Below are 22,543 nucleotides of genomic sequence, written 5' to 3'. Positions count from 1 at the left end.
TCCTCTTCGGTAAATCTCTTCTTGCTCATGCAATCCCCCCCCCCCGATGCTTATTCCAGTATACAAAAAGGTACCCACAGCCTGAACACCTTTTTTCAAAGTGTCCAAACTATGGGTACCAGTTTAAAGTCCGCGTGCTTCCTTTTTTTATGCCTTTACTGACTCGGCTTTAACTGATCCACGTCATACTTGAATCGGTCACGTTCCATGTTCCGTCTTCCAGTTTCAATGTAATTTTAGTTCCTACTGCTCCTTTACCGGACCGGTACTTTGAGCCTTCGATCACGGCGGAATCTTCGCCGACATCGACCTTTTTGACCTGAAGGAGTACGCCGGACAGAGACATGCTATCCTCGAAGTTCTCCTCTTCCTTCGCCAGCTCCTCGAAAGTCGCATCCCGCACCGTCACTTCATAGTCCGCAAAGGAATCGAGGATATACGACTTGTCCTGATCCGTGAGTTGCGTCAGCTCGCTTAAGTCCAATGCGATGTATTCCATATTTCCGTTCAAACCTTCATCAAAGGAAAACATGGCCTGAAAAGCGAGGCTGTACAGCTGTCCGGCCGTCCCGTCCGGCTGCTCTTGAGACTCGTCCGGATTGACGGACACGTCGGTGAAATTCTCTTTGTTGATTATCTCCTGGCCGTTTGTTTGCGCGGTGTTGCCGGGTTCGGCATACGTGGCGGATCCGCCGTCTTTATCGCTGCCGCAAGCGCTCATCAGCAGAAGGGATGAAGCTAGCAGAACTACCGCGATTGGTTTGACCCTCATGAGATAACCCCCTTTCAAGCATATAGACGTTACGGAAAAAGCATAAGTTTCCCCGCAGCCGCCAAACCAGGGCGAAAGGAGCCCAAAATAAGACTTTATTCCCGGAAAAATCGGCCGATGGCAGGCATTAACGCCAAAGCCTACAATGAAGCGACAATCTCCGCCAGACGGGCGAGGCCGGATTCCAATTCATCCAAGGAAGCATAGGCATAAGAAATTCTTATCCGGTTGCCTGCTTCCGGGTCATATAGATGGCCCGGATTGATCAGGATTCCCTGTTTCAGTGCGGCATCGAACAGCTTTCTTGGTGCAGCGGTCCGATTCAGCTTTAGCCAGATATAGAACCCCCCATTGGGAATGCTCCATTCGGCCAAACCTTCGCCGAAATGTCTTTGCAGAGAGTCCAACGCAGCTTGTCTCCGTAGTCCCAGCTTTGTCCGCAGGCTTTCCATATGGGCCTCGTACATGCCGCTTGAGAGACACTCCGCTGCCAACCTCTGCGAGAAAGCGCTGGAACCGTAATCGCTTTGCATCTTGATGTCGGCCAGCCGCTCGATGACGGGCTGCGGCCCGGTAATCCAGCCGATACGAAGCCCCGGGCTTAACGTTTTGGACAAGCTGCTCATGTATAGCACAACACCGCTGGAGTCTCCCGCTTTCAATGGAGCGGGTGGGGGCTCGTCAAGCCATAGATCCCGGTAAACGTCATCTTCAAGGATAGGTAATCCTGCCTTTTGACACACCTCAAGGAGCCGATTACGGCGTTGCTGGCTCATGACGATACCGGTCGGGTTGTGAAAGGTGGGAATCGTGTAAAGTAGCGCGCCTCCGTATTGCTTGGCATAAGGAGCTACGAGCTCAGGACGCAGCCCATCTTCGTCCATGGGTACCCCTTGGAGCTTCATTCCGGCCGATTGAAATACAGGTACCGAATATAGATAGGAAGGCCGTTCCAAGAGTACGGTCGATCCCCGCTGCAGCAGTCCGACTGAGATCAGTTGGAGCGCCTGAAGCGCGCCGGACACGATCAGAATACATTCCGGTGAGGCCTTAATACCTTGGCTATTCATCCGGGAAGCAAGTAATTCGCGCAGGAAGAGGTCGCCATTCGGTTCCCCGTAGCCCAAATCGGGGACATGGTCGGCCATGCGACGCAGGAGCCGGCTCATTTCCTCCCGGGGAAGCAGCTCCGGAGAAAGTTCTCCAGTTCCCAGGCGCAGCAAGCCTGGATGGAACTCGGATCGGTTGATTTCCTGGACGGCCGGCAAATTGGGATAATGGATCCCGGCACTGACATAAGCGTTCCAGTCGGGCGGAGGGGTGGAGGCCAATACGCCCCAGGTGTGATTCACGACTTTGGTGCCGCCGCCTCGCCCGCCTTCGATCATGCCGGCCGCGGCGAGTTCTCCAAGGGCAGCAACAACGGTGCTTCGGTTTACGCCGAAGCTCTCAGCCAGACTACGCTGGGAAGGAAGGCGCGTGCCGACCGTCCATTCGCCGCCGGCGATTTTGTCCCGGAGGTATTCGGTGATTTGCAGATGCAAAGGTATCTGTGAGTTGCGGTCGGGCCGCCACAAAGGTTTTTCCACGGTAAAGTTCTCCTTGGGAAGTGTTAAGACATGTCTCTTAGCATTATATATCAAATGGTTAGCTTGGTTGGTTTTATATCCAGCCAAATGGATGGAGCCAAGTTTGCAACTTGGCGTTAAAATGGAATTCTGATCAGGCTATAAAACTTTTATTGATGAGAGAAAGAGGAGAAAAAGAGATGATGGGAATTGCTTTTATTCACGGCTTGGTACTGGCCTTCGGATTAATATTGCCGCTCGGCGTACAAAATATATTTATTTTAAATCAAGGTGCGGCCGGAAGGAAATGGACCCGTGCCTGGCCAGCCGTCATTACGGCGGCTCTATGCGATACCGTTCTTATTCTGCTGGCGGTCCTGGGTGTATCGGTCATTGTATTCACGTTGGAATGGCTCACGTTGATTCTTTTCACCGCTGGAGCGGGTTTTATGATTTACATGGGATGTTCGATCTGGAAAAGCACTCCGGTGAAAGGCATGGAGGAAACGGCGGGCCTTACGGCCAAAAAACAGGTTATGTTCGCCATGTCGGTCTCTTTGTTGAACCCGCACGCCATTATGGACACCATTGGAGTAATTGGGGCAAGCTCATTGAGCTATGAAGGGAATGCCAAGACGGGATTTACGCTGGCGGTCATCCTCACATCGTGGATTTGGTTCTTCGCACTCTCGCTAGCCGGGAGAATCGTTGGCCGAGTGAGCCGCAGCGGAGTACTTTTGAGGCGGATGAATCAGGTTTCAGCAGTTGTCGTATGGGTGATGGCGATATTTATGTTGCTGAAAGGGACCGTTTGGAGTTCGTAATTAAGTGTTGCCGGCCGAATGTATGACATAAGTGCCATCTAATAAGAATTTACTAACCGCCTAAACCCCTTAGCCTTGAAGTAATCATATGACCTTGCGTACCGGTGTTGAAGGTTTCATACTAATAATAGGTTACTTATATTAAGGGATTCGTTGAATAACGTAGGGATGACAGGGATATAGGGATATCCGGAAGGGCTTTTTGGAAACCTATGTTAAACAAGCGATGCAAGCAAATTATGGGGTTTGGGAGTGAAGTCGGAATGAATGAGGTCATTAATCAGCTTAAGAATCACCGCTCCATCCGAAAATACAACGCACAGCCGGTCACCCGGGAGCAGATAGAAGCCATCGTCGGGGCCGCCCAAGCGGCATCCAGCTCAAGCAATGTTCAGGCGTACAGCGTGATCGCGGTAACTGATCAGGCACGGAAGGACAAGTTGGAGGAGCTGTGCGGCCATCAGAGCTACATCGCGGAATGTCCCGTATTTCTGGTCTGGTGCGGGGATTTATCCCGGCTAAAATCCGCAGCCGGACGGCATTTGCCGGAGCGGGAGACTTATGAGGATACGACGGAGAATTTCATCGTCGCTACAGTCGATGCAGCTTTGGCCGCTCAGAATGCGGCGGTTGCCGCAGAGTCGCTCGGGCTGGGAATCGTATACATAGGCGGGATCCGCAACCGGAGCGAGGAAGTCGCCGAACTGCTCGCCCTCCCGGAACTGGCGTATCCCGTGTTCGGGATGTGCGTCGGCTATCCCGATCAGGAGCCGGGCCTACGGCCGCGGCTGCCGCAGGAAGCGGTGCTGCATTGGAACGAGTATGACCGTGAACGCTCGGAACGCGGCGTGGAGCAATACGATGACACCATGGTGAAGTACTTGCGGGAGCGGACCGGCGGGGCGAAGGATACGCCTTGGTCCGTGCTGATGGCGGAGAAGCTAGCCCAGCCGGCCCGGCTTCATATGCGGGAGTTTTTGCAGCGGCGCGGGTTCGGATTGAAATAATATAGTTGCTGTCAAGATCAAGGTTAAGAACAAAGGAAGGCTGCCTATACGGTAGCCTTTTTTTGTGGTGCTGCCGGGTATTCTTCGCAACCCCGCGTCTTGAAGTTGGTTGCAGGATAACAAGCAGTGAATTCCATTCCCATTAAGTAGCGGCAATCCACCGGCTAGGCCGAACAGGGGAAGCGATAAGACCCCTACCTGTAAACCGCTTAACCAAAATTAATAAATGCTACTTCTTAACTATTTACCCGGATGGACGAGGGGGTTTATTGTATTATAAGGAAATGATTTACATACATGAAATTACATTTATTTTCCGAAAGAGTTCAAGGAAGGGAGGATAGGAGAAAAATAAAGCATAGGATTTATCTATCTATGTTTGTATATCGTTTGACCGCGGTGCAAAAAACTAAATTAGAGGAGAGAAAACTGTGAAAGCAATGAAGAAACTATTTGCTGGATTAATGATGTTTACTCTGATTTTTGGTGTATCTTTTGCAGAATCGGCATTTGCCGGCAGTGATGAGGTCAAGCTTATCGATTCGGACATCAGTGTTATTTATAAACCTGGATATGTCGGATTCAGCGGCAATATCGAGGTGGCGAATCTGGGACCCGTAAAGACAGTGACTGTCCACTACACAACAGATAACACAACCTGGTATGATGCGAGTGCTTATTATGTCGGGCCGACGGATGCAAGCCATGAGAAATGGCATTTCAGCATTTCCACAAATGGTTCTACTGCAGATCATTCCGAGTTGAAGAATCTGAAATTCATAAAATTCGCTATTAAATATGAAGTGAATAACCAGACCTATTGGGATAACAACGGGTCAGAGAATTATTACAATGAAGTGAATAATTCATACCCTCTAACATCCATCATTTTGGGGAAACCAAATGTGCTTAACGCCGATAGTAATCTGAATAATGGAACATTCAGCGGCAATATCTATGTGAAAAACCTGAATCCGGCGAAAACAGTAAAGATTGTTTATACCACGGATAACTGGGCAACGATTCATGAAGGCTACGCCACATATGTCGGCCGCTTGAATAATTTGAATAGTGTGGAAGGCTGGAAATATAGTTTCGACGTTCCGGGAGCTTCGAATGTTAAATATGCAATTTCCTATACAACTGGCGGGCAAACGTATAGGGATAATAACTACGGTCATAATTACGAGGTACACTAAGTTATAGAAAAATACATTAGGAGGAGGATCACGAAGAGCTTGCTACTCCGCTCTGTGATCCTTTTCGTCGTAAATAATGACGGACACCCTGTTTCCGTTGCCTCAGCACTCACGGGCGATCAGGACCGGCCCCACAGCTCCGGCGGATTTAATTCATAGATCCCGTTTTCCCGGTACATATAATGATGCATAATGAATTCGCGGCGGATCGTGGCAAAATCCTCGTGGTATTTTTTAATGTACTCGTTGATTTCCTTCTCGGTGTATTTCTTATGCGGCTCCAAACCTTGCACTAGATGCTCGAGGACAAACCGTTTTTTCTTGAGCTGTGCAGGCAAGTGCTTCAGCATGCCGTCCTTGGTGAAAAAGTTACGGATGACCGTCATTTTCTCCAAGGCTTTCTCACTCGCCGCAAGATTATCATTACCGGGCTCCGACTCGTTGTTAACTCCGATGTTCAATATGGCTTGAGCTTGCAGGGCAAGACTCTTTTCATTCAGATAAAAGTAGATCGTGTTTTTGTCCCGGCGTTCGTAAATCAGGTCGGTCTCGCGCAGTTTCGCCATGTGGTGGGTGATCGTTGGAGGCGAGACGCCCAGTTTCCCGGCCAGCGCTTGGCCGTGAAGCGGGCCGTTCTTGAGCAAAGCGATGATCCGGATGCGGGTGACGTCGCCGATTGTTTTATGAAACTGGACGATTTTATCAAGCTGCATGGGGAGGTCCCTCCTTATATTGAAATTTGATAACAGACTAATTAGATGGTTACCAAATTATTTCATGAGCGAAGTTCATTGTCAATAGAAGCAGTGAGGGAAGGATGACCGCTAATTAGTTGATAGAAAGGTTGTCATTCCGACATTGCGATGCTTAATTGCTAGTTTGAGCGAAGTGGGCTAGTCGTGGCAAGTGCGGTAAGTGCGGTAAGTGCGGTAAGTGAGGTAAGTGAGGTAAGTGCGATAAGAGAGGTAAGTGTGGTAAGTGCAGCAAGTGCAGTAAGTATGCCAAGTGAGCTAAGTGTGCTAAGTGCAGCAAGTGCGGTAAGTATGCCAAGTGAGCTAAGTGTGCTGAGTGCCCCAAGTGCTCCAAGTGCTCCAAGTGCTCCAAGTGCTCCAAGTGCTCCAAGTGCTCCAAGTGCTCCAAGTGCCCCAAGTGCTCCAAGTGCTCCAAGTGCTCCAAGTGCAGCAAGTGCAGTAAGTATGCCAAGTGAGCTAAGTGTGCTAAGTGCAGCAAGTGCGGTAAGTATGCCAAGTGAGCTAAATTCCCGAAATGCCCGAAATGCCCGAAATGCCCGAAATGCCCGAAATGCCCGAAATGCCCGAAATGCCCGAAATGCCCCAAGTGTGCTAAGCCGCCGAACTCTAACGGACATGAGGGACCTTAATTGGCCATAATTTCATTAATTTTAATTCTAACGGACACCAGAGACCTTAATTAGGCCAAATCTGGCACATTGCAGCCTAATTAAGGAGAATAGCGTCTCTCATGTCCGTTAGCCGATCGAAAGCCCCGATTTTGAGCCGTTAAGGTCCGCTGTGTCCGTTAGAATCAAACTAAGGCCCGAAGAAGGACCGGTTCCTATGAACGGCCAACCAACCCCCACTCTTTTTGAAACTAGCCACAAACTGCGGAGCGAGGCAACTGTGTTATATCCTGTAAAAGCGCCGTGTATTGTTAAACAGGATACGTGCCCCCTCTTCTTCCGTTATCCCATGCAGCCGAGCCCATGCCGCGGCCACCTCGCGAACCATGCCGGGGTGCGTAGGCTGGCCGGCAAACGGACCCTCGAACGGCCAGGGGCCGTCGGTCTCCGCCATGACGAGCTCGGCGGGGTAATATCGAGCCAATTCCATGATCTCCTGCTCGTATAGCAAATCCGGCGTGAACGAGACGAAATATCCGCGCTCAGCCATGCGGCGCACTGTATGTTCCGGGCCCTTGAACCAATGAAAGTGTGCCTTCTCAATCCCATGGCGATCCAGTAGATCGCACACCAGGTCCGCATCGTCGTAGACGGCATGAAGCACTACGGGTTTGCCAAGTCTGCCCGCAAGCTGCAGAAGCCGCTCGAGTAAGGCGATATACGGGGAAAGGTCAAATGCTTCGCCCCGTTCCTCCGCTTCCAATCGCGAGTAATAAGGCAAGCCGATTTCACCTACGGCAGCCATGCTTGAGGCGTTCTCCTCGATCCATGACAACAAAGCTTCCGTTTCAGTAGGCGACGGGACCGGTTGTTCCGGATGATAGCCGAAGGCGGGGACTACAAGTCCCGGATATTGTTCGGAGAGCGCGAGGTTTTTCCGGGAAGAGGCCAGATCCATGGACACGCCTATCAAAGCAACAGCTCCCAGTTCGGCTGCTTCTTTAATAAGCCGATGTTGGACGGCCTCCTCGTAAAGGTCAAGATGGATATGAGCGTCGATAAAAGGGAAGCGATCATCGGAGCGGGGCCCCGATGCGGCGTAAAATAAAGAATCCATTAATTAATTTCACTCCTATGCTGGAAGATGATAGTTCGGTTATTTTACTTTTTTCATCAAAATTCGTCACTTTTACCTATGCATAATTCTAACTTTTGGCCTATAATGTTAAAGAGTTCCATTACAAAACTACCACATTTTTGGAATTACAGAGCTAAACAAGTCAGACTTGGGCATTAGGGGGTAGGACCGGTGGCTGCTTCAACTATATACATAGAACAACTGAAATTGGACCAGGACCCGGACGCCGGAAAATGGCTAAAGGCGCTGCTGGACAAACATCCGGAAATTTATTACCACTCGACAAGAGTCGCCATGTTGGCTGAGAAGATAGCGGTACCGCTGAAATTGCCGGAACGGGAGACCGGGCAGTTGGTCAGAGGTTGCTTCCTGCACGACATCGGGAAGACCTTCATTCCGAGGGAAGTGATTACCCAGCGTGAGCCGTTGACTCATGCTCAATGGGAAGCGCTTAAGCAGCATCCTGTGATCGGTGCAGCGATGGCGGAGAGCAATCCGGGATTCGGTCCGGAAATTGTGCAAATTGTAAAGCACCACCATGAACGCTGGGACGGAAGAGGGTATCCTGACGGGCTTGCCGGAGAGGAAATTCCGCTGGGAGCACGTATCTGCGCTGTCATTGACGCGTTCGATTCGATGACGTCGAACCAGCTCTACCGCCGGAGACTTAAGCTGAGCGAAGCCAGACTGGAACTAATCCGGCATGCAGGCACCCAGTTTGATCCGGATGTCGTTCATGCGATGATGGGCTTATCCGAAGAAACGTTGGAGATTTACTCCTTGTAAAAATGAGAACGCTTAAGTAACAAGCCAATCCGAAGAGGCGGAGGAAACCGTCTCTCAGATTGGCTTTTTGCTTTGTTCTTCCTTCATTCGCGCACTAATTTCACGCTTAAGCTCCAGGAATCCGGGTTCCTCTATAACGCTCTCCCTCCGGGGCCGGGCAAAAGGCACGTCCGCCCGGTGGAGCACGGAAGCCGGACGGCCGGAGAATAAATAGATTGTATCGGATAGCAGCAGTGCCTCTTCGACACTATGCGTAATTAGGAGGACGGACCGCCGGCTTGTTTCCCACAGATCGAGCAGCCAGCGCTGCATATCGCTGCGCGTCAGCTCGTCCAGGGAGCTGAACGGCTCGTCGAGGCATATCACTTCCTGCGGAGCGAGCAGTCCGCGCAGGAAGGAAGCCCGCTGCTGCATGCCGCCCGACAGCATGTGCGGGTAGGACTTCTCGAAGCCGCCGAGACCAGCCCGTACCAGCCACTCCCGGGCTTCCGCACGGGCCGCTTCGTTGGCGTCACCCGAAATTTCCCGGGCGAGCAGTACATTGTCCAGCGTATTCCGCCAAGGGAACAGGGCCGGTTTTTGCGGTACATAGCTGATAAGCCCGCGCTGGCCCGTTACTTCCCGCCCGCCCATGCGCACGACCCCTTGGTCCGGCTCCAGCAGGCCCCCGATCACATGGAATAGCGTGCTCTTTCCGCAGCCGGAGGGACCGATGATAGAAACGAATTTTCCAGCGGGTACGGTCAGAGAAATGTCGTTCAGCACCGGCAACTGCTGGCGCCGTTTACGAAAAGCAAGGCTGATTCCCTGAATCTCTAGCGCAGCGATATCGGTACCCGAGACGGAGGCGGATTTTTCGGTATTCATCATTGGCGAAAGCCCCCTTTTTATTTGTCGTCCTTGAGAGGTTTATAACGGACCAGCCATTTTTCCAACAGGGCGATCAGCGCAAACATGGCAAGGCTGATGGTTACTATGATGGTGATGGCCACGAATATTTTGTCCGTGCGAAAAGAGGACTTCTGCAGCATCATGTAATATCCGATGCCTTTGTCCGCTCCGATCCATTCGGCGATTACCGCCCCCATGACACTGTATGTGGCTGCAATTTTGACGCCGGATAGGATGGAAGGGAGAGCATGGGGCACCTCAAGTTTACGGAATATCTGGCCTTTGGACGCGCCCGCCATTCTCATATAATCCAGCATGACGCGGTCGGTACGGGTCAGCCCGTCCATGGCCGCGACGGCCACTGGAAAAAAGCAGACCAGGGTGATCACGATAATCTTCGGAAGAATGCCGAATCCGAACCAGATCATGAGCAGAGGAGCGAGCGCGATCGTAGGTATATTCTGACTAAGGATGATCAACGGATAAAGCGACGATTTCAGGGACGGAATATAATGAAGCGAAAAAGCTACCAGAAGCCCGGTTCCGGTACCGATGGCGAAGCCTACCAGCATAAGCCGCAGCGTAGCCATCGTATGCTTCCAGAGGCCGGCCGCGCCGCCCGTGGCCTCCCTGACGATATCGGAGGGGCTGGGGAGGATCCATTTTTCAATTTGAAAAATGGAGGTTGCCGCCTGCCAAACGGCCAAAAGCAAGATGACCGCCACTAAGGGCGGCCATATGCTGTTCCAGAGTCGGCGGAGCTTCATGGACGATATTTCTCGGTCAGCTTGTCCATGCTGACGCCTTGCGGATTGTAAGAGATTTTAATTTGCGAGATGATCCCCTTGCTGCCGAATTCCGTTACCGCTTCATTCATTTGCTTGACGATGGCCAGAAGTTCTTCCAGATCGCCTTCCATTGTCGTTTCCAGCGGATTGACCTGATACTTGACGCCGGATGCTTGAATAACCTCGATAGCGCGGTCGACATAAGGGATTACGTCTTCACCGTTCGGTGTTTTAGGAATGATTTGAATGCTGAGAAGTGCGTTTGGCATAATTGTTCATCCTCCAGACTTTTATTTAAAATAGGGCATTTATAGTGCGAGTTCAAAGTAACCTCTTATATTACTCAGGCAGAAATTCGTTGGTAAAAGCCTTGTCGGTATCCAGTTCTTTCTCGATCAAGCCCCGCTCATGCATCCAATCGGAGTAGTTCTGCCATACTTCGCGTTTCTGTTCTCCCCAACGGGCCGCGTCATCCTGGTATTTCGGGCTGAGCCATTTTTGGCTTGCCAGGACCAGTTCCTTGTCCAAATCCGGAACCGCCTTAAGCAGAATGTCTGCGGCTTCCTCCGGATGCTCGATCGCGTACTCATAGCCCTTGGAAGTAGCCCGCATAAAGGCCTTCACCAGCTCAGGGTCGTTTGCGGCCGTTTTTTCATTCGTTACGATAACCGGGGTATAATAATCCAGTTTATCCGTATAATCCTTAACATATTGCATGTCCAGCGGCTCGCCGCGCAATTCGGCTTCAATTCCCGTCCACGCATAAAAGATCCAGGCAAAATCGATATCCCGTTTTACCGCCGTAAAATAATCGGCTTCGCCCATATTGACGAATTTTACTTTGCCGACATCGGCCCCGGTCTGGTCCATAATCGATTTCAAGATCGCTTCCTCGACAGGGGAGCCCCAGCCGCCATAGGTTTTGCCTTCATAATCTTTGGGAGTTTTGATGCCCCGGTCTACCGGAGCCGCAAAGCCCGAGGTATTATGCTGAATGACTGCGGCGATCGAAACGAGCGGAACGCCTTGAGTGCGGCCCTGGGTCACGCCCTCCTGGTAGCTGATGCCGAAGGGAACTTCGCCGGAAGCTACCATGGCGTCTGCGCCGCCGGATCCTGGCAAGAGAATATCGACGTTCAGTCCTTCTTCTTCATAAAAGCCCTGTTCTTTGGCTACATAAAGACCGGTGTGGTTCGTGTTGGGACTCCAGTCGAGGACGATCTTAACGTCCTGCATGGATTTGGATGGTTCCTTGCCGGATGAGGCTGCTTCGTTTCCGGCCGCTTTGTTTGCCTTGCCGTCGCTTTGGCCGCAGGCCGTCAAGGCCGCGATCAGAAGTCCGCACAGCATCAGCAGCGTCCATTTTGTTTGCTTCACAGAAATTCTCTCCTTTTCGGATGTGGAATTTCCGCAGTTTCTCGTTCAATGCATTCCTGAAAACACTCTGTTGGCGGCAGCGTCCTCTGGGATCCGGATACAAAAAAAGCGCCCCGGATCGGGACGCGTAGGTTCATGGCTACGAAAAAACAAGCTCCATGCTAAACATTCTTCCTACGCTGGCATTACCCAGATCAGGTTAAAGGGTCAGTGTCTTGAGGACACAATCTCAGCCGGCCAATTTCCAGCTCCCCTGAACTATAAACTGCGGATTACACTAGTCATTATAGTCCGGCATCAACTTTCTGTCCAGCAAACTTGGTTTTGATTTGCTTTTTACATTCCGGCAGAGTATAATGAAAACAATTGAAGTTTTAAGAAGTGATATTCAGATATTGAAAAGAGTGTCAATTTTTAAAATGAACTTTTTTCAATATGTGAATTTTTTTATGTAAAAAAGGATCATGTTAATCTTTAAACAGGAGGTAATCTTTCATGGAAACAGGAACAGTAAAATGGTTCAACGCTGAGAAAGGCTTCGGCTTTATCGAAGTTGAAGGCGGAAATGACGTATTCGTTCATTTCAGCGCTATCACAGGCGAAGGCTTCAAAACGCTTGATGAAGGCCAACGTGTACAATTTAACGTTGTTCAAGGCAACCGCGGACCGCAAGCCGAGAACGTCGTAAAACTGTAATGCAGGCATAACTGCTCTTAACGCGTGCGTTAAGGGCAGTTTTTGTTTTTTTTAAGCATACGGTTGATGGTTTCCGGGGTTAGTTACTCATAGAGGTGCTTGGGCAAAAGAACTTTATAGGAGGTAATCATGAACTACCGTAAAAAAACGATTGAAGAAATTCCTGAAGAGAACACGCCGGTATGGTCTTGCATGAGCGAGGATTGCAACGGATGGATGAGGGATAACTTTGCGTTTGACTATGTTCCGGTATGTCCGCTGTGTTCCTCTGAAATGGTGAAGGGAACGAAGATGCTTCCGCAACTTATCAACACCAACTCCATGAAAGTGGACCGTTAAACCGGTCCGGATTTGCCTATGAATCATAATAAAGCTGCCTCCGGGGAATACAGGGGGGCAGCTTTTTTGAATTTATAGAACTCTTATGTAATTTTAAGCGCTAATATCAAGACCCGCTTCTGGTTTTCCAGTACAGGATGGCCAGTTGCGTCCGGTCGCGGACGCCGAGCTTGCCGAGAATGTCAGTGACGTAGTTTTTGACCGTTCCCTCGCTTAAAAACAACTGTCCGGCGATCTCCTTGTTGGACATCCCGTCGGCAATCAGCCGTACCACATTTTGCTCCGCTGCCGTTAATCCCGCCTCGGTCAGCTTGTCATCGGATGGAGCTGGAGGAGCGGGGCGCAACAGTCCCGTCAATTTCCGCGCCACATCCGGGTGAATGAGCATGCTTCCGCTATGTACCGTTTTGATACCTTGAATGATCCTGTCGGGAGGGATGTTTTTGAGTAAATATCCGCTGGCCCCATTCCGCAACGCTTCAATAATAAATTCATCATCGTCAAAGGTCGTCAGTATCAGTACGGAAATGTCTTCAGACAACGCTTTGATCTTCTTCGTTCCTTCAACCCCGTCGCAGACGGGCATGCGGATATCCATCAGCACCACATCCGGATATGGCCCGCGCCCGATGATCTCCGCAGCCTCAGCTCCGTTGGAGGCCGAACCGGCCACCTCGATTTCAGGATCCAGACCGATCAACAAGGTCAGACTCTCCCGGATGAAAGGGTCGTCGTCCACAATAAAAACCGTCAGATTCGTTGTCGTCATAAGGCGTTTCACTCCGATCTCCCCATTGAGAATTATATTATCTCTTCATGCCGCACAACCGGTAGTCTTGTTGTTATCGTAAAGAACGGGCTCAGAGCGATATCCAGCTGACCGCCCGCCAAAGCGCAACGTTCTTTCATACCTGTCAGCCCGAGGCCTTTCGTCTCGGATGGCATCGTCTCCGGAAGGGCGCCGTCATTGCTAACCGCCATACAGACTTCACGATCCTTGTAGGAGATGACGATGTTCACGGACTCGGGATGTCCGTGCTTCAATGCATTGGTGACAGCTTCCCGGGCGTTTTTGTACAGGATCAGTTCCTGGCTCGGATACAGGGCATAAGGATTTCCCTCCACCGTCAAATTGGTCCGCAGCCCGGTCTCCCGACCGACCTCTTCCAGCATGCGTCCCAGTGCGTGAATCCCCGAAACTTCCTCGGGAAGCTTCATACGCCGAACCGCCGCTCTCATCTCGTCCAGCCCGGAAGTCAACTGATCGCGAATTTGCAGCAGCATAGTCATTCCCTTGTCCTGATCCTTCGGGATAATCTGAAGCGCCGCTTCCATCATCATTTTAGCCCGGATCAGACGGTGACCTACATCATCGTGGAGCTGGCGGGAGATGCGGTTTCGTTCCTCCGCCTGCGCGGCTCCTTCCACTTGCTTGGTGAAAAGCAGCAGCCGGTTTCTCGTTTCATCCAGCTCGTAATGCTTTTTGCGGAGATCGTCGTACCGGGTATCGGCCGATTGTTTAGTTGTGGCGAAGTTCCGGAGAAGGGCGAGAAGAACCCCTGTGATCAGAAGGAAAAGATTACTGGCCGCAATCCACGGGAGAGGCTGACCATAAACGGCATAGTTAAGCGCGGCAACGTGAAAGCCGAATAAGATCCACCGGGAAATGGGCCGCGGCAGCCGCATATATAGAAACACCGGACTGATGGCAGCGAAATCGGTCAACTCGCCATAAGTCTTGCAGAACCAGGCCATATACAGGATTTGTACGGCCGAAAGGGCCGCAAGCGGAGCTTCGGATACAAAAATCTGGCCCGCCACAAGGAGGCCCAACAGGCATAAGACCCGAATTAAATACAGCCCGTATCCGGGTTGCGAGAGCTCGTAAATCTGAAGGAAGCAGGTAATCAGGGCGATTCCGTAAGCCAGCGACAGCAGGGTTCGTTTAGGCATATTCCCCAACCTTTTTTCTTATGTACTGCAAAGCTGGATTCATTATAGCACAACACCGTTTCGGCAAAAGTCCTTTCTTCAAGAAGAGGTGACTATGGTCACCCGCAAGTTATGACCATCTCTACCTTCGGAAGCGGAGGGATCTTGATAGAATGAATACAGGAATTGGGAAAAGAAGACGGAAGGCGGGGAAGAACGATGGCTCTTGTAGAGATGAAAGATGTGATTAAACGTTATGGGGATAAACTGTCCGTGGATCATTTGAATCTGTCCATTGAAGAAGGGGAGATCTTCGGGCTGCTCGGTCCGAACGGGGCCGGCAAAAGCACCGCGATCAACATGATCGTCGGGCTGCTGCGGATGGATCAGGGAGAAATTCGGGTTGACGGCATTTCCGTTAAAGAGCAGGTGCTGGAGGTCAAGCGGAGAATCGGACTTGTGCCGCAGGATCTGGCGTTATACGAAGGGATGCCGGTGGCCGACAATGTTGCCTTTTTCGGGAAGCTGTACGGCTTGCGAGGCCGGCAGTTAAAGGAACGGGTCGCTGAATCGCTGGCCTTCGTCGGCTTGGCGGATCGGGGGAAGGAATTGCCCAAGACATTCTCCGGCGGCATGAAGCGAAGGCTGAATATCGCCTGCGCGATTATGCATCGTCCCAAGCTGATCATTATGGACGAACCGACCGTAGGTATTGATCCGCAGTCCCGTAATCACATCCTGGAGTCGGTCCGGGAATTGAACCGGTTGGGGTCCACCGTGATTTATACAAGTCATTATATGGAGGAAGTGTCCGCCATTTGCGACCGGGTGGCGATTGTCGATCAGGGGCATGTGATCGCGTGTGGAACCCAAGGAGAGCTGCGGGAACGCGTGGCCGACGAGGAGAAAATCAAAATCAAGGCTACTGGGATAAACGATCAGGTTATCGGTGAACTGCGGATGCATCCGCGGATCTCACGGGTTATGCAGGAGGGCAACGATGTGGAGCTGTATACGCCTTCGTCCCAAAACGATCTGCAGGACATTCTCTACATCTGCGCCAAGCATGACGCCATCATCCATTCCGTCGTGTGCGAGCAGCCTACGCTGGAAACGCTCTTCTTGAATCTGACCGGGCGCACGCTGCGGGATTAGGGGGACGGTACGATGAAACTATGGACGATTCTCTGGTTTGAAATCCGCAAGCTAATCCGGGCGAGGGTAGTATTGCTAAATCTGTTTTTGCTCCCGCTATTGCTGATCTTTATCTTGGGAAATGCCTTGTCCGCCGTGTTTGATTCCGGAGAGGATATCAAGTTGGATAAATCCATCGTCACCTTGGTGAAGCCGGCGGGGGAAGCGGCTGGTGATTTCGGATTGCAGGAATTCCTAGATAGCCCGGAGATCAAATCTTCGATTGAAGCCCGCAGCGGGGTTAGCCGGGAACAAGCGGAAGCTGACCTGCGCTCGGGGGAGATCGATTTTGCCGTAGTAATCCCTGAAGGCTTCGAAGCCAATGTCAACATGGGGCAGCCTGCCCACTGGGAATATATATTAGGGAAAGACCATCTGAAAAACCATGTTGCCACCATGACTTTCGACGCTTACCTGGACGAAGTGAACCGGATACAGGCATCGGCTATCGTATTAGGACCGGAAAAGGCGATCCCGGCTCAGGCGGGTGCGGAGAACAACGCAGCCTTTTCATATGTCGAGAATGCTTCATTGAACGAAAAGGGCGATTCATATTCGGCTTTTCAATATTACGCGGCTTCCATGCTGATCATGTTCCTGCTTTATTCCGGGTTGATGGTCAACGAGAGCCTGAACAGCGAAATCGAAGGAAAGACGTTATATCGGTTGGGTTCGATGCCGATTAGTCCACTGCAGATTTTTGTAGGGAAAATATTCGGAAACAGCATCGTTACGCTTCTACAGGCCGCGGTCATTATTTTTGGGACCTCCTGGTTGTACGGGGTTAAATGGGGAGCACATCCGGGGTATCTGCTTGCGATTTGCGTATTGGTCGTATTGTGCTCTATGATGCTGGCCGTTACCGTCTCTCTTTTAAGCAAGTCTCAGACCACGGCGAACGCGATCGTGCAGTTTATTATCATTCTGATGACTTTCCTAAGCGGAGGCTTCCAGCCGATTCCGGTAGATCTAATTCAGAAGCTGAGCGAAGGAACCGTAAATCACTGGGCGCTGCAGGGGATATTGCGCATTATGCTGGACGCGGCTCCGTCAGAAATTTTACACCATATTCTGATGCTGAGCATCGTCGGCGGCGTACTACTGCTGATTGGCATGATTTCGTACCGGAAGGCGGGATACCAATATGAATAGTTTGACGATTGCCTGGAATATGATCCGGCAGATCGCCGGCACGAAAAAGGGGGCACTCCTTCATATTCTGCTCCCTTGCGTGGTAATCACCCTGGCGGTTGCCTTGATGGGGCAGCAAGAGTCCAGTAAAGCACGGATTCTATACGTGAATGAGGATGGCGGGACAGCAAGCACGCATTTGCTGGATGAATTGAGGGCGAAGCCGGACTACATGCTGAAAGAGATAGAAACCGAAGAGGCTATGAAAAAGGAGATTACCGGGAGCAAAGGCGAAGCGGGTTTTGTGATCCTGGCCGGGTTTACGGATGGCATCTTGTCCGGCAACCCCAAGGTTGTACGCATGTATGAGCTGAAAATGAGCGAAGCGTCGATCACGCTCCGGTTGACGCTCCAGCAGTTGTCCCAAGGGATGGCTTCAACCGCAGGGCTGGCCGGGGACAAAGCGGTTTTCGGCACGATGCTGGAGCAGACGAGAAAGCATGCCGTAAGCTCGGTCAAGCACGATATGCAGATTTATCCCAAACCGGGATTGAATATCGTGACCGGTTTTACGCTTATGTTCTTGATGGGGCTCGTCAACAGTTCGGTAAGCAAAATACTGGAGGACCGCCGGCGCAGAACGATGGCCCGGATATTCAGCGCCCCGGTTCGGGCCTGGGAGATTACGCTGGGCAATTTCCTCGGGAGCTTCGCCGTAGGGATTACACAAATTTTGTTGGTTCTTTTATTCAGCGGTTATGTCCTGCGTTATGATTACGATGTGCCGTTGCTGCAGCATTTTATCGTGCTGGGTGCCTTTATGCTCGTGGCAATGGGCCTCGCAAGCGCGGTCGCGGGTCTGATCCGGAATCCGCAAAATGCAGGCATGCTTAACAGTCTCATCATTACGCCGACCTGTATGCTTGGGGGCTGTTTCTGGCCGGTTTCGTTTATGCCCGAATTTATGCAGAAGGCCGCGAACTTCGTTCCGCAAAAATGGACGATTGAAGCCGTAGAGAAGCTCTCGGCTGGCGGGGGGATGGGCAGTGTGACGCTGCCGCTGGCCATTCTGGGATTAATGGCATTAATTCTACTGGCGATCGGTTCGTCGATTCTCCGGCCGGCCGAGACTCAGGTGAGTTGATTTTTTTCCCGTATAGGTATTGAATTTAAGGTTATCTGCAGGCTTAAGGGTCGGCGGATAGCCTTTTTGTTTTTTTTGAATAAAGAATGTATGAATTTAACTTGGAGAAAAGGATTGCAACAAGGGGTGAAATCTAATATCTTGGAACTAATATGGACAACGATGCTACTGCAACCAAGAGGAGGGATATCCCCGTGCATAGTAATTTTAAGGTGGGATCCCAGATTCTCGACATCCCTTCCAATCGGGGGCAGAGAAGATTCGCTCTGCTGCTTGCCCTGCTTATTATCGTCATATCTCTGGCAGCGCTCCCATTCGGAATGAAAAACCTTCCCGCCTTCGGGCCCTTTCTGCCGATCTTCATATCCTGGTTTATTTTCGGCGATCTGCTTACGGCCTTTATCCTTTTTAACCAATACAGGGCTTCCGGGGTCCCGTCCCTTCTCGTTATGTCTTGCACTTATTTGTTTACGGGATTAATTACTGCATTGCACATTCTGACCTTCCCGGGAATTTTTTCGGCGGAAGGCATGCTCGGCGCAGACAGTCAGACGGCTGCCTGGCTGTGGATTTATTGGCACGGAGGCTTTCCGGCCGGGATTTTGTTATATTTATTTGTAGGGAAACGACATCCAAAACCCCTGACCTCGAAAAGCGAAATATCGATGTATGCGGGGATAGGACTTATTCTTACTATTGCCGTTGTTTATTTATTGTTCAAGTTGTCTACGGGTTGGAATCATTTGTTCCCGTCATTAATCGAACCTAGAGGGTACTGGAGGGTGCTTGAAACCGGCGTCGGTCCTGCTGTGGGTGTGGTTAATTTAATGGCTCTTGTCATGGTTATGGTTCGTTTTCGAGCTCGCGGCGTTCTGCATCTTTGGATTTCCGTGGCCTTACTGGCTCTTCTGTTTGACATTCTTCTGACGTTGTTTGCGGGAACGCGCTACAGCCTGGGATGGTATCTGGCCAGAATTAATTCGGTCATCGCCGCAACAGTGGTGCTGTGCTCGGTAGTCAACGAAGTGAACCGGCTATTTATCCGGTTGTCCGACCAGCATAAACAGCTGTTGGAATCCGGGAAGCAATTGGAGAGGGCGAATGAGGAGCTTGTCCGTTTATCCAGTCTCGACGGGCTGACGGAGATTTCAAACCGAAGGCGATTGGATGAGATCATATCTTGGGAACTCGTAGCTCCCGAAGAGAGACACACGCCGCTTTCACTATTGATTCTGGATGTGGATTGTTTCAAGGCGTATAACGACCATTACGGGCATTTGGGCGGTGATCATGTACTGAAGACGATCGCGCAGACCATTTCTCGTGAGGTAAAGCCGTTTTTCGGTTTTGCTGCCAGGTATGGAGGAGAGGAGTTTGCCATCCTTTTGTCCGGGCTGGATGCCCGCGGTACATACGAAGTGGCGGAAGGGATCAGGCTGACGATAGCCGGCCTTGGGATCGAACATGTCGGTTCTACTGCTTCCCGGGAAGTGACGGTTAGTGTCGGAGGATACTGTTTGCCGCCATTTCAAAGAATCGATGAGGACGAGTTCATTTCTTTGGCGGACCATTGCTTATATGAAGCGAAGAACGGGGGGCGTAATCGCTGCGTCGTTACGGGATGGGTCAAAGAGCCCGAAACAGCCGGGGTTAAGCCCCGGCTGGCGGATTAGTGAGGCCGGTGATGGCCCGATATTCTTTCAGCATGAACAGTCTCCAGCGTAAGATCATCCCAAAGGCCAGCAGGAAAAATACGGAGCCTGTCTGCAACACAGAGATATATTGCTCAACCACTTCATGCAGCGCGAGCCGGAGCACCAGAAGTCCGATGAGGATGAAGGCGAAGCCGGGAGAGCGCTTGGCAAACACCTCTTCGCCGACGATTTCGAAATGCGTAGTCTTGATCAGCGGGTAAGAGAATAGCAGCCATCCTACGACAAAGGCAATCAGTGCCCAGAGAAGCGGAATGTGCATCTCAGGCGCGATGAACATGGCGAATCCCGTTGCCATGCCGAGCGGCGGAATGATGATCTTTTTGACCGTCACGGGCCTACGGCTGGCTTTCAGCCGGACGATCAGCACGGATATCGCCATCAGAGCGGCTCCGATCGTAACGATCCATTTCATATAAGAAGTATCTATCAAATTCATAATCGGATGATCCTTTCACGCTGTATTCTTTTAATAGACGAGCGAGAACATTATACCATATCCTTGCGGCGCAAAAAATCTTAAGCCTGCTGTATCATGAGCTGTTTCAAAAATGCCGCTTAAAGGGGAAAGTAAATGAATAGCCCAGGCTTGTTGCCTATTTTGATGAAATTAAGCTATCCGATGATCACCGTCTGCTGAAAAAATGTGATACGGAAGACGGGGTACGGAAAGGGAGAGGGGTATAAAATGAGTGCATCGATCGGAAATGAGGAACTGTTGTTTTATGTAGGAACTTATGCGTCGGAGGAGGACGAGGGAATCCGGCTTTGCGGATTGGATCCGAAGACGGGAACGCTGCGTCTGATCCACGGCACGTCAGGAATCAAAAATCCTTCCTTCCTGGTGCTGAATCAGAATGCTTCCAGACTGTATGCCGCTAGCGAGCAGTCGGAAGGAGCGGTTGTCAGTTATGAAGTGGACCCAGAGAGTGGGAAATTGAAGCAATTGAATTCATTGCCGACCCAGGGAGCGGATCCTTGCCATCTCTCCTTGTCATCGGACGGCAGCCTCCTGGCAGCCAACTACTCCAGCGGACATGTGGGCCGCTTTGCGCTTGATGAGCAAGGTGCTTTGAGTGAAACGACCGCGCTTGTGCAGCATATTGGGCAAGGATTCCGCCAGGACCGGCAGGAAGCGGCTCATGCGCATAGCGTAGTGCCGGGGGAAGACGGGAAATTTGTGTATGTGTCGGATCTCGGACTCGATCAGATTGTGTACTATCGGGTGGAGGACGGCAAGCTGACGACGCAGGGAGAAGTGAAGCTTCCTCCGGGCGCCGGGCCGCGTCATTTTGTGATTCATCCCAACGGGCAGCATGCCTATGGAATCAATGAATTGAACAACACGATTACCGTCTATGCGTATAATCCGGTTCAGGGACATTTGGAGATTTTGCAGCATATTGCAACAATTCCGGAAGATTTCGTTGGTGAAAGCTATCCCGCCGACGTGCATCTTAGCGCCGATGGCCGGTACTTGTACGGCTCCAATCGGGGGCATGACAGCATCGTCCGGTTTGCCGTCGATCCGGCCGCCGGAACCCTCAGCCAACCGGAATGGACCGGAACCGGAGGCAAATGGCCGCGCAACTTCGCCGTATTGGAAGACTTCGCAATCGTTGCGAACCAGTTCACCGACAATGTGGTCCTGTTCCGTAGGGACCCGGCCACCGGAAGCCTGACGGAGACCGGTATGGAGCTGGCCATCAAGCAGCCGTCCTGCGTAGAGCCGGTTCGGAGTACGAAGTAAGCTGGGGAAGCCTGAGGGAACGGGAAGTAAGCGATAGTGGTGAGAAGTAAACTGGTGGATTGGAAGTAGATGAAGGTAAGTGTAAAGTAAGCTGGTGAATTGGAAGTAGGAAAAGATAAGTTTAAGTAAACTATTGGATGTGAATGACCGCGGGGCCTGGGGCTCCGCGGTTTTTTTCTGCTGATTTTCACTTATGCGTATGTGGCTTGTTCTAATTGTTTGAACTAACTAACTCGTTGAAGGGGTAATCGCTACTGGTTGGGATAATCGAATAATCGCTCGTTGGAAATTTTCCAACCAAACACCGTTATTTAAGCCGGACTTCGGTTTTGATTGGATAACATCCAATCAAAATCCAAGTAATTAGCCGACTTCGGCGAATCACGTTTGTTTCATTGGATTTTATCCAATGAAATACCAAAAACAGCCTCAGTATGAGTGTTTCGTTGGATTTTATCCAATGAGAGGCATAAGAGAGCAGGTGAGGAAGAGTGTGGAGGAGGGAGGACGATGGGGAGCAGGGAGGGCATAAGGGTTACGGAAGAGTAAAAGCAGAGTATGTAGAAGTCCAAGTGTGCATGGTGGAGTACGAAGGGGATGGAGGGATCGGAGAGTAAAAAGGAAGAGTGTAGAGGAGGGAGATCGCTGGGGAGCGCGGAGGATATAGGGGTGCGGAAGAGAAAAAAAGAGTATGAAGGAGCATGGAAGGGCGTTGGAGTGCCCGGATATCGAGTGGTAAAAGTAGCGCGTTTCGATAATAGTCAGAGTGGTATGCAGGAAGGAGCGCATTAGATCCCTTCATTGGATTTACGGCTAGGCCCCTTAAATCCGGAGTCTTACCCACCAAAAATGGCTCGTTCGCATAATAGCTCACTATTTCAAACAATTACATCGCTTTATGAAATTCAGACGTATCCTCCTGCGTTTTAACCCAA

At 51.0% G+C, this 22,543-nt stretch carries 23 protein-coding genes and 1 riboswitch; of the genes, 12 read left to right on the top strand and 11 right to left on the bottom strand.

Going from position 1 to position 22,543, the window contains the following annotated elements; genetic code table 11:
- Positions 1-169: 169 nt before the first annotated feature.
- Positions 170-772 (bottom strand): hypothetical protein, encoded by a 603-nt coding sequence (locus KJS57_RS25730; protein ID WP_213656813.1) that lies wholly within the window; start codon positions 770-772, stop codon positions 170-172.
- Positions 773-912: 140 nt separating this feature from the next.
- The gene (locus tag KJS57_RS25725; RefSeq protein ID WP_213656812.1) at positions 913-2,361 is read right to left on the bottom strand and encodes an aminotransferase-like domain-containing protein; all 1,449 of its coding nucleotides are present in this window, start codon (positions 2,359-2,361) and stop codon (positions 913-915) included.
- Between the two features lie 182 nt (positions 2,362-2,543).
- On the opposite strand from KJS57_RS25725, the gene KJS57_RS25720 reads away from it, so the two are divergent.
- The 3 genes from KJS57_RS25720 to KJS57_RS25710 all read left to right on the top strand — a co-directional run bounded on the left by KJS57_RS25720 (position 2,544) and on the right by KJS57_RS25710 (position 5,370).
- Positions 2,544-3,164, top strand: coding sequence for a LysE/ArgO family amino acid transporter (locus tag KJS57_RS25720; protein ID WP_213656814.1), 621 nt, complete (start codon positions 2,544-2,546; stop codon positions 3,162-3,164).
- Positions 3,165-3,427: 263 nt separating this feature from the next.
- Positions 3,428-4,171 carry an oxygen-insensitive NADPH nitroreductase gene (gene nfsA, locus KJS57_RS25715; protein WP_213656811.1) on the top strand — a complete coding sequence of 248 codons (744 nt, stop codon included), beginning with the start codon at positions 3,428-3,430 and terminating at the stop codon, positions 4,169-4,171.
- Between the two features lie 440 nt (positions 4,172-4,611).
- Positions 4,612-5,370 carry a carbohydrate-binding protein gene (locus KJS57_RS25710; RefSeq protein ID WP_244861713.1) on the top strand — a complete coding sequence of 253 codons (759 nt, stop codon included), beginning with the start codon at positions 4,612-4,614 and terminating at the stop codon, positions 5,368-5,370.
- Between the two features lie 119 nt (positions 5,371-5,489).
- Here KJS57_RS25710 and KJS57_RS25705 read toward each other — a convergent pair whose 3' ends face one another.
- Both KJS57_RS25705 and KJS57_RS25700 read right to left on the bottom strand, forming a co-directional pair.
- On the bottom strand, positions 5,490-6,083 hold the full coding sequence (locus KJS57_RS25705; RefSeq protein ID WP_211022234.1) for a DUF2087 domain-containing protein: 594 nt from the start codon (positions 6,081-6,083) through the stop codon (positions 5,490-5,492).
- A gap of 930 nt (positions 6,084-7,013) precedes the next feature.
- Positions 7,014-7,847 (bottom strand): TatD family hydrolase, encoded by an 834-nt coding sequence (locus KJS57_RS25700; protein WP_213656809.1) that lies wholly within the window; start codon positions 7,845-7,847, stop codon positions 7,014-7,016.
- Positions 7,848-8,039: 192 nt separating this feature from the next.
- On the opposite strand from KJS57_RS25700, the gene KJS57_RS25695 reads away from it, so the two are divergent.
- The gene (locus tag KJS57_RS25695; protein WP_211022232.1) at positions 8,040-8,654 is read left to right on the top strand and encodes an HD-GYP domain-containing protein; all 615 of its coding nucleotides are present in this window, start codon (positions 8,040-8,042) and stop codon (positions 8,652-8,654) included.
- A gap of 54 nt (positions 8,655-8,708) precedes the next feature.
- Here KJS57_RS25695 and KJS57_RS25690 read toward each other — a convergent pair whose 3' ends face one another.
- The 4 genes from KJS57_RS25690 to KJS57_RS25675 all read right to left on the bottom strand — a co-directional run bounded on the left by KJS57_RS25690 (position 8,709) and on the right by KJS57_RS25675 (position 11,683).
- Positions 8,709-9,524, bottom strand: a complete 816-nt coding sequence (locus KJS57_RS25690) for an ABC transporter ATP-binding protein (RefSeq protein ID WP_213656808.1) — start codon at positions 9,522-9,524, stop codon at positions 8,709-8,711.
- 17 nt (positions 9,525-9,541) lie between these two features.
- Complete coding sequence (locus tag KJS57_RS25685) at positions 9,542-10,312, bottom strand: ABC transporter permease (protein ID WP_213656807.1); 771 nt, start codon at positions 10,310-10,312, stop codon at positions 9,542-9,544.
- A complete protein-coding gene (locus KJS57_RS25680; protein ID WP_211022229.1) occupies positions 10,309-10,602 on the bottom strand; it encodes a thiamine-binding protein in 294 nt (97 codons plus the stop codon). The genes KJS57_RS25685 and KJS57_RS25680 overlap by 4 nt, the downstream gene beginning before the upstream one ends.
- A 70-nt stretch (positions 10,603-10,672) precedes the next feature.
- Positions 10,673-11,683 (bottom strand): ABC transporter substrate-binding protein, encoded by a 1,011-nt coding sequence (locus KJS57_RS25675; RefSeq protein WP_211022523.1) that lies wholly within the window; start codon positions 11,681-11,683, stop codon positions 10,673-10,675.
- Positions 11,684-11,864: 181 nt separating this feature from the next.
- A riboswitch (TPP riboswitch) is annotated at positions 11,865-11,975 on the bottom strand.
- Between the two features lie 230 nt (positions 11,976-12,205).
- On the opposite strand from KJS57_RS25675, the gene KJS57_RS25670 reads away from it, so the two are divergent.
- On the top strand, positions 12,206-12,406 hold the full coding sequence (locus KJS57_RS25670) for a cold-shock protein (RefSeq protein ID WP_009223993.1): 201 nt from the start codon (positions 12,206-12,208) through the stop codon (positions 12,404-12,406).
- 129 nt (positions 12,407-12,535) lie between these two features.
- Positions 12,536-12,745: a cold-shock protein gene (locus KJS57_RS25665; RefSeq protein WP_211022228.1), complete on the top strand. Its 210-nt coding sequence runs from the start codon at positions 12,536-12,538 to the stop codon at positions 12,743-12,745.
- A 106-nt stretch (positions 12,746-12,851) separates the two neighbouring features.
- On the opposite strand, the gene KJS57_RS25660 is transcribed toward KJS57_RS25665, so the two are convergent.
- Together KJS57_RS25660 and KJS57_RS25655 are read right to left on the bottom strand one after the other, a co-directional pair.
- The gene (locus KJS57_RS25660) at positions 12,852-13,514 is read right to left on the bottom strand and encodes a response regulator (RefSeq protein ID WP_213656806.1); all 663 of its coding nucleotides are present in this window, start codon (positions 13,512-13,514) and stop codon (positions 12,852-12,854) included.
- A gap of 32 nt (positions 13,515-13,546) precedes the next feature.
- Complete coding sequence (locus KJS57_RS25655) at positions 13,547-14,698, bottom strand: sensor histidine kinase (protein WP_213656805.1); 1,152 nt, start codon at positions 14,696-14,698, stop codon at positions 13,547-13,549.
- A 198-nt stretch (positions 14,699-14,896) separates the two neighbouring features.
- On the opposite strand from KJS57_RS25655, the gene KJS57_RS25650 reads away from it, so the two are divergent.
- The 4 genes from KJS57_RS25650 to KJS57_RS25635 all read left to right on the top strand — a co-directional run bounded on the left by KJS57_RS25650 (position 14,897) and on the right by KJS57_RS25635 (position 19,819).
- Positions 14,897-15,832 (top strand): ABC transporter ATP-binding protein, encoded by a 936-nt coding sequence (locus KJS57_RS25650; RefSeq protein ID WP_211022225.1) that lies wholly within the window; start codon positions 14,897-14,899, stop codon positions 15,830-15,832.
- Between the two features lie 12 nt (positions 15,833-15,844).
- A complete protein-coding gene (locus KJS57_RS25645) occupies positions 15,845-17,023 on the top strand; it encodes an ABC transporter permease (RefSeq protein WP_213656804.1) in 1,179 nt (392 codons plus the stop codon).
- Positions 17,016-18,146, top strand: a complete 1,131-nt coding sequence (locus KJS57_RS25640; protein ID WP_213656803.1) for an ABC transporter permease — start codon at positions 17,016-17,018, stop codon at positions 18,144-18,146. Before KJS57_RS25645 ends, KJS57_RS25640 begins: the two co-directional genes overlap by 8 nt.
- 194 nt (positions 18,147-18,340) lie before the next feature.
- The gene (locus KJS57_RS25635; RefSeq protein ID WP_213656802.1) at positions 18,341-19,819 is read left to right on the top strand and encodes a sensor domain-containing diguanylate cyclase; all 1,479 of its coding nucleotides are present in this window, start codon (positions 18,341-18,343) and stop codon (positions 19,817-19,819) included.
- On the opposite strand, the gene KJS57_RS25630 is transcribed toward KJS57_RS25635, so the two are convergent.
- On the bottom strand, positions 19,797-20,297 hold the full coding sequence (locus KJS57_RS25630) for a CcdC family protein (protein ID WP_211022221.1): 501 nt from the start codon (positions 20,295-20,297) through the stop codon (positions 19,797-19,799). The genes KJS57_RS25635 and KJS57_RS25630 overlap by 23 nt on opposite strands.
- Positions 20,298-20,546: 249 nt before the next feature.
- On the opposite strand from KJS57_RS25630, the gene KJS57_RS25625 reads away from it, so the two are divergent.
- Together KJS57_RS25625 and KJS57_RS26650 are read left to right on the top strand one after the other, a co-directional pair.
- Positions 20,547-21,608, top strand: coding sequence for a lactonase family protein (locus KJS57_RS25625; RefSeq protein WP_213656801.1), 1,062 nt, complete (start codon positions 20,547-20,549; stop codon positions 21,606-21,608).
- A gap of 491 nt (positions 21,609-22,099) precedes the next feature.
- Positions 22,100-22,225 carry a hypothetical protein gene (locus KJS57_RS26650; protein ID WP_280520408.1) on the top strand — a complete coding sequence of 42 codons (126 nt, stop codon included), beginning with the start codon at positions 22,100-22,102 and terminating at the stop codon, positions 22,223-22,225.
- Positions 22,226-22,543 lie beyond the last annotated feature (318 nt).

Source organism: Paenibacillus vini, assembly GCF_018403325.1.
Taxonomy (GTDB): domain Bacteria; phylum Bacillota; class Bacilli; order Paenibacillales; family Paenibacillaceae; genus Fontibacillus; species Fontibacillus vini.
The sequence above is the reverse complement of the archived record's forward strand: the minus strand, read 5'-3'. Positions and strand labels throughout refer to the sequence as shown.

Coding starts and splice junctions, on each gene's coding strand:
- KJS57_RS25730 (WP_213656813.1), bottom strand. CDS start 772: ATGAGGGTCAAACCAATCGCGGTAGTTCTGCTAGCTTCATCCCTTCTG.
- KJS57_RS25720 (WP_213656814.1), top strand. CDS start 2,544: ATGGGAATTGCTTTTATTCACGGCTTGGTACTGGCCTTCGGATTAATA.
- nfsA (WP_213656811.1), top strand. CDS start 3,428: ATGAATGAGGTCATTAATCAGCTTAAGAATCACCGCTCCATCCGAAAA.
- KJS57_RS25710 (WP_244861713.1), top strand. CDS start 4,612: ATGAAGAAACTATTTGCTGGATTAATGATGTTTACTCTGATTTTTGGT.
- KJS57_RS25705 (WP_211022234.1), bottom strand. CDS start 6,083: ATGCAGCTTGATAAAATCGTCCAGTTTCATAAAACAATCGGCGACGTC.
- KJS57_RS25700 (WP_213656809.1), bottom strand. CDS start 7,847: ATGGATTCTTTATTTTACGCCGCATCGGGGCCCCGCTCCGATGATCGC.
- KJS57_RS25690 (WP_213656808.1), bottom strand. CDS start 9,524: ATGATGAATACCGAAAAATCCGCCTCCGTCTCGGGTACCGATATCGCT.
- KJS57_RS25685 (WP_213656807.1), bottom strand. CDS start 10,312: ATGAAGCTCCGCCGACTCTGGAACAGCATATGGCCGCCCTTAGTGGCG.
- KJS57_RS25680 (WP_211022229.1), bottom strand. CDS start 10,602: ATGCCAAACGCACTTCTCAGCATTCAAATCATTCCTAAAACACCGAAC.
- KJS57_RS25675 (WP_211022523.1), bottom strand. CDS start 11,683: ATGCTGTGCGGACTTCTGATCGCGGCCTTGACGGCCTGCGGCCAAAGC.
- KJS57_RS25670 (WP_009223993.1), top strand. CDS start 12,206: ATGGAAACAGGAACAGTAAAATGGTTCAACGCTGAGAAAGGCTTCGGC.
- KJS57_RS25665 (WP_211022228.1), top strand. CDS start 12,536: ATGAACTACCGTAAAAAAACGATTGAAGAAATTCCTGAAGAGAACACG.
- KJS57_RS25660 (WP_213656806.1), bottom strand. CDS start 13,514: ATGACGACAACGAATCTGACGGTTTTTATTGTGGACGACGACCCTTTC.
- KJS57_RS25655 (WP_213656805.1), bottom strand. CDS start 14,698: ATGCCTAAACGAACCCTGCTGTCGCTGGCTTACGGAATCGCCCTGATT.
- KJS57_RS25650 (WP_211022225.1), top strand. CDS start 14,897: ATGGCTCTTGTAGAGATGAAAGATGTGATTAAACGTTATGGGGATAAA.
- KJS57_RS25645 (WP_213656804.1), top strand. CDS start 15,845: ATGAAACTATGGACGATTCTCTGGTTTGAAATCCGCAAGCTAATCCGG.
- KJS57_RS25640 (WP_213656803.1), top strand. CDS start 17,016: ATGAATAGTTTGACGATTGCCTGGAATATGATCCGGCAGATCGCCGGC.
- KJS57_RS25630 (WP_211022221.1), bottom strand. CDS start 20,297: ATGAATTTGATAGATACTTCTTATATGAAATGGATCGTTACGATCGGA.
- KJS57_RS25625 (WP_213656801.1), top strand. CDS start 20,547: ATGAGTGCATCGATCGGAAATGAGGAACTGTTGTTTTATGTAGGAACT.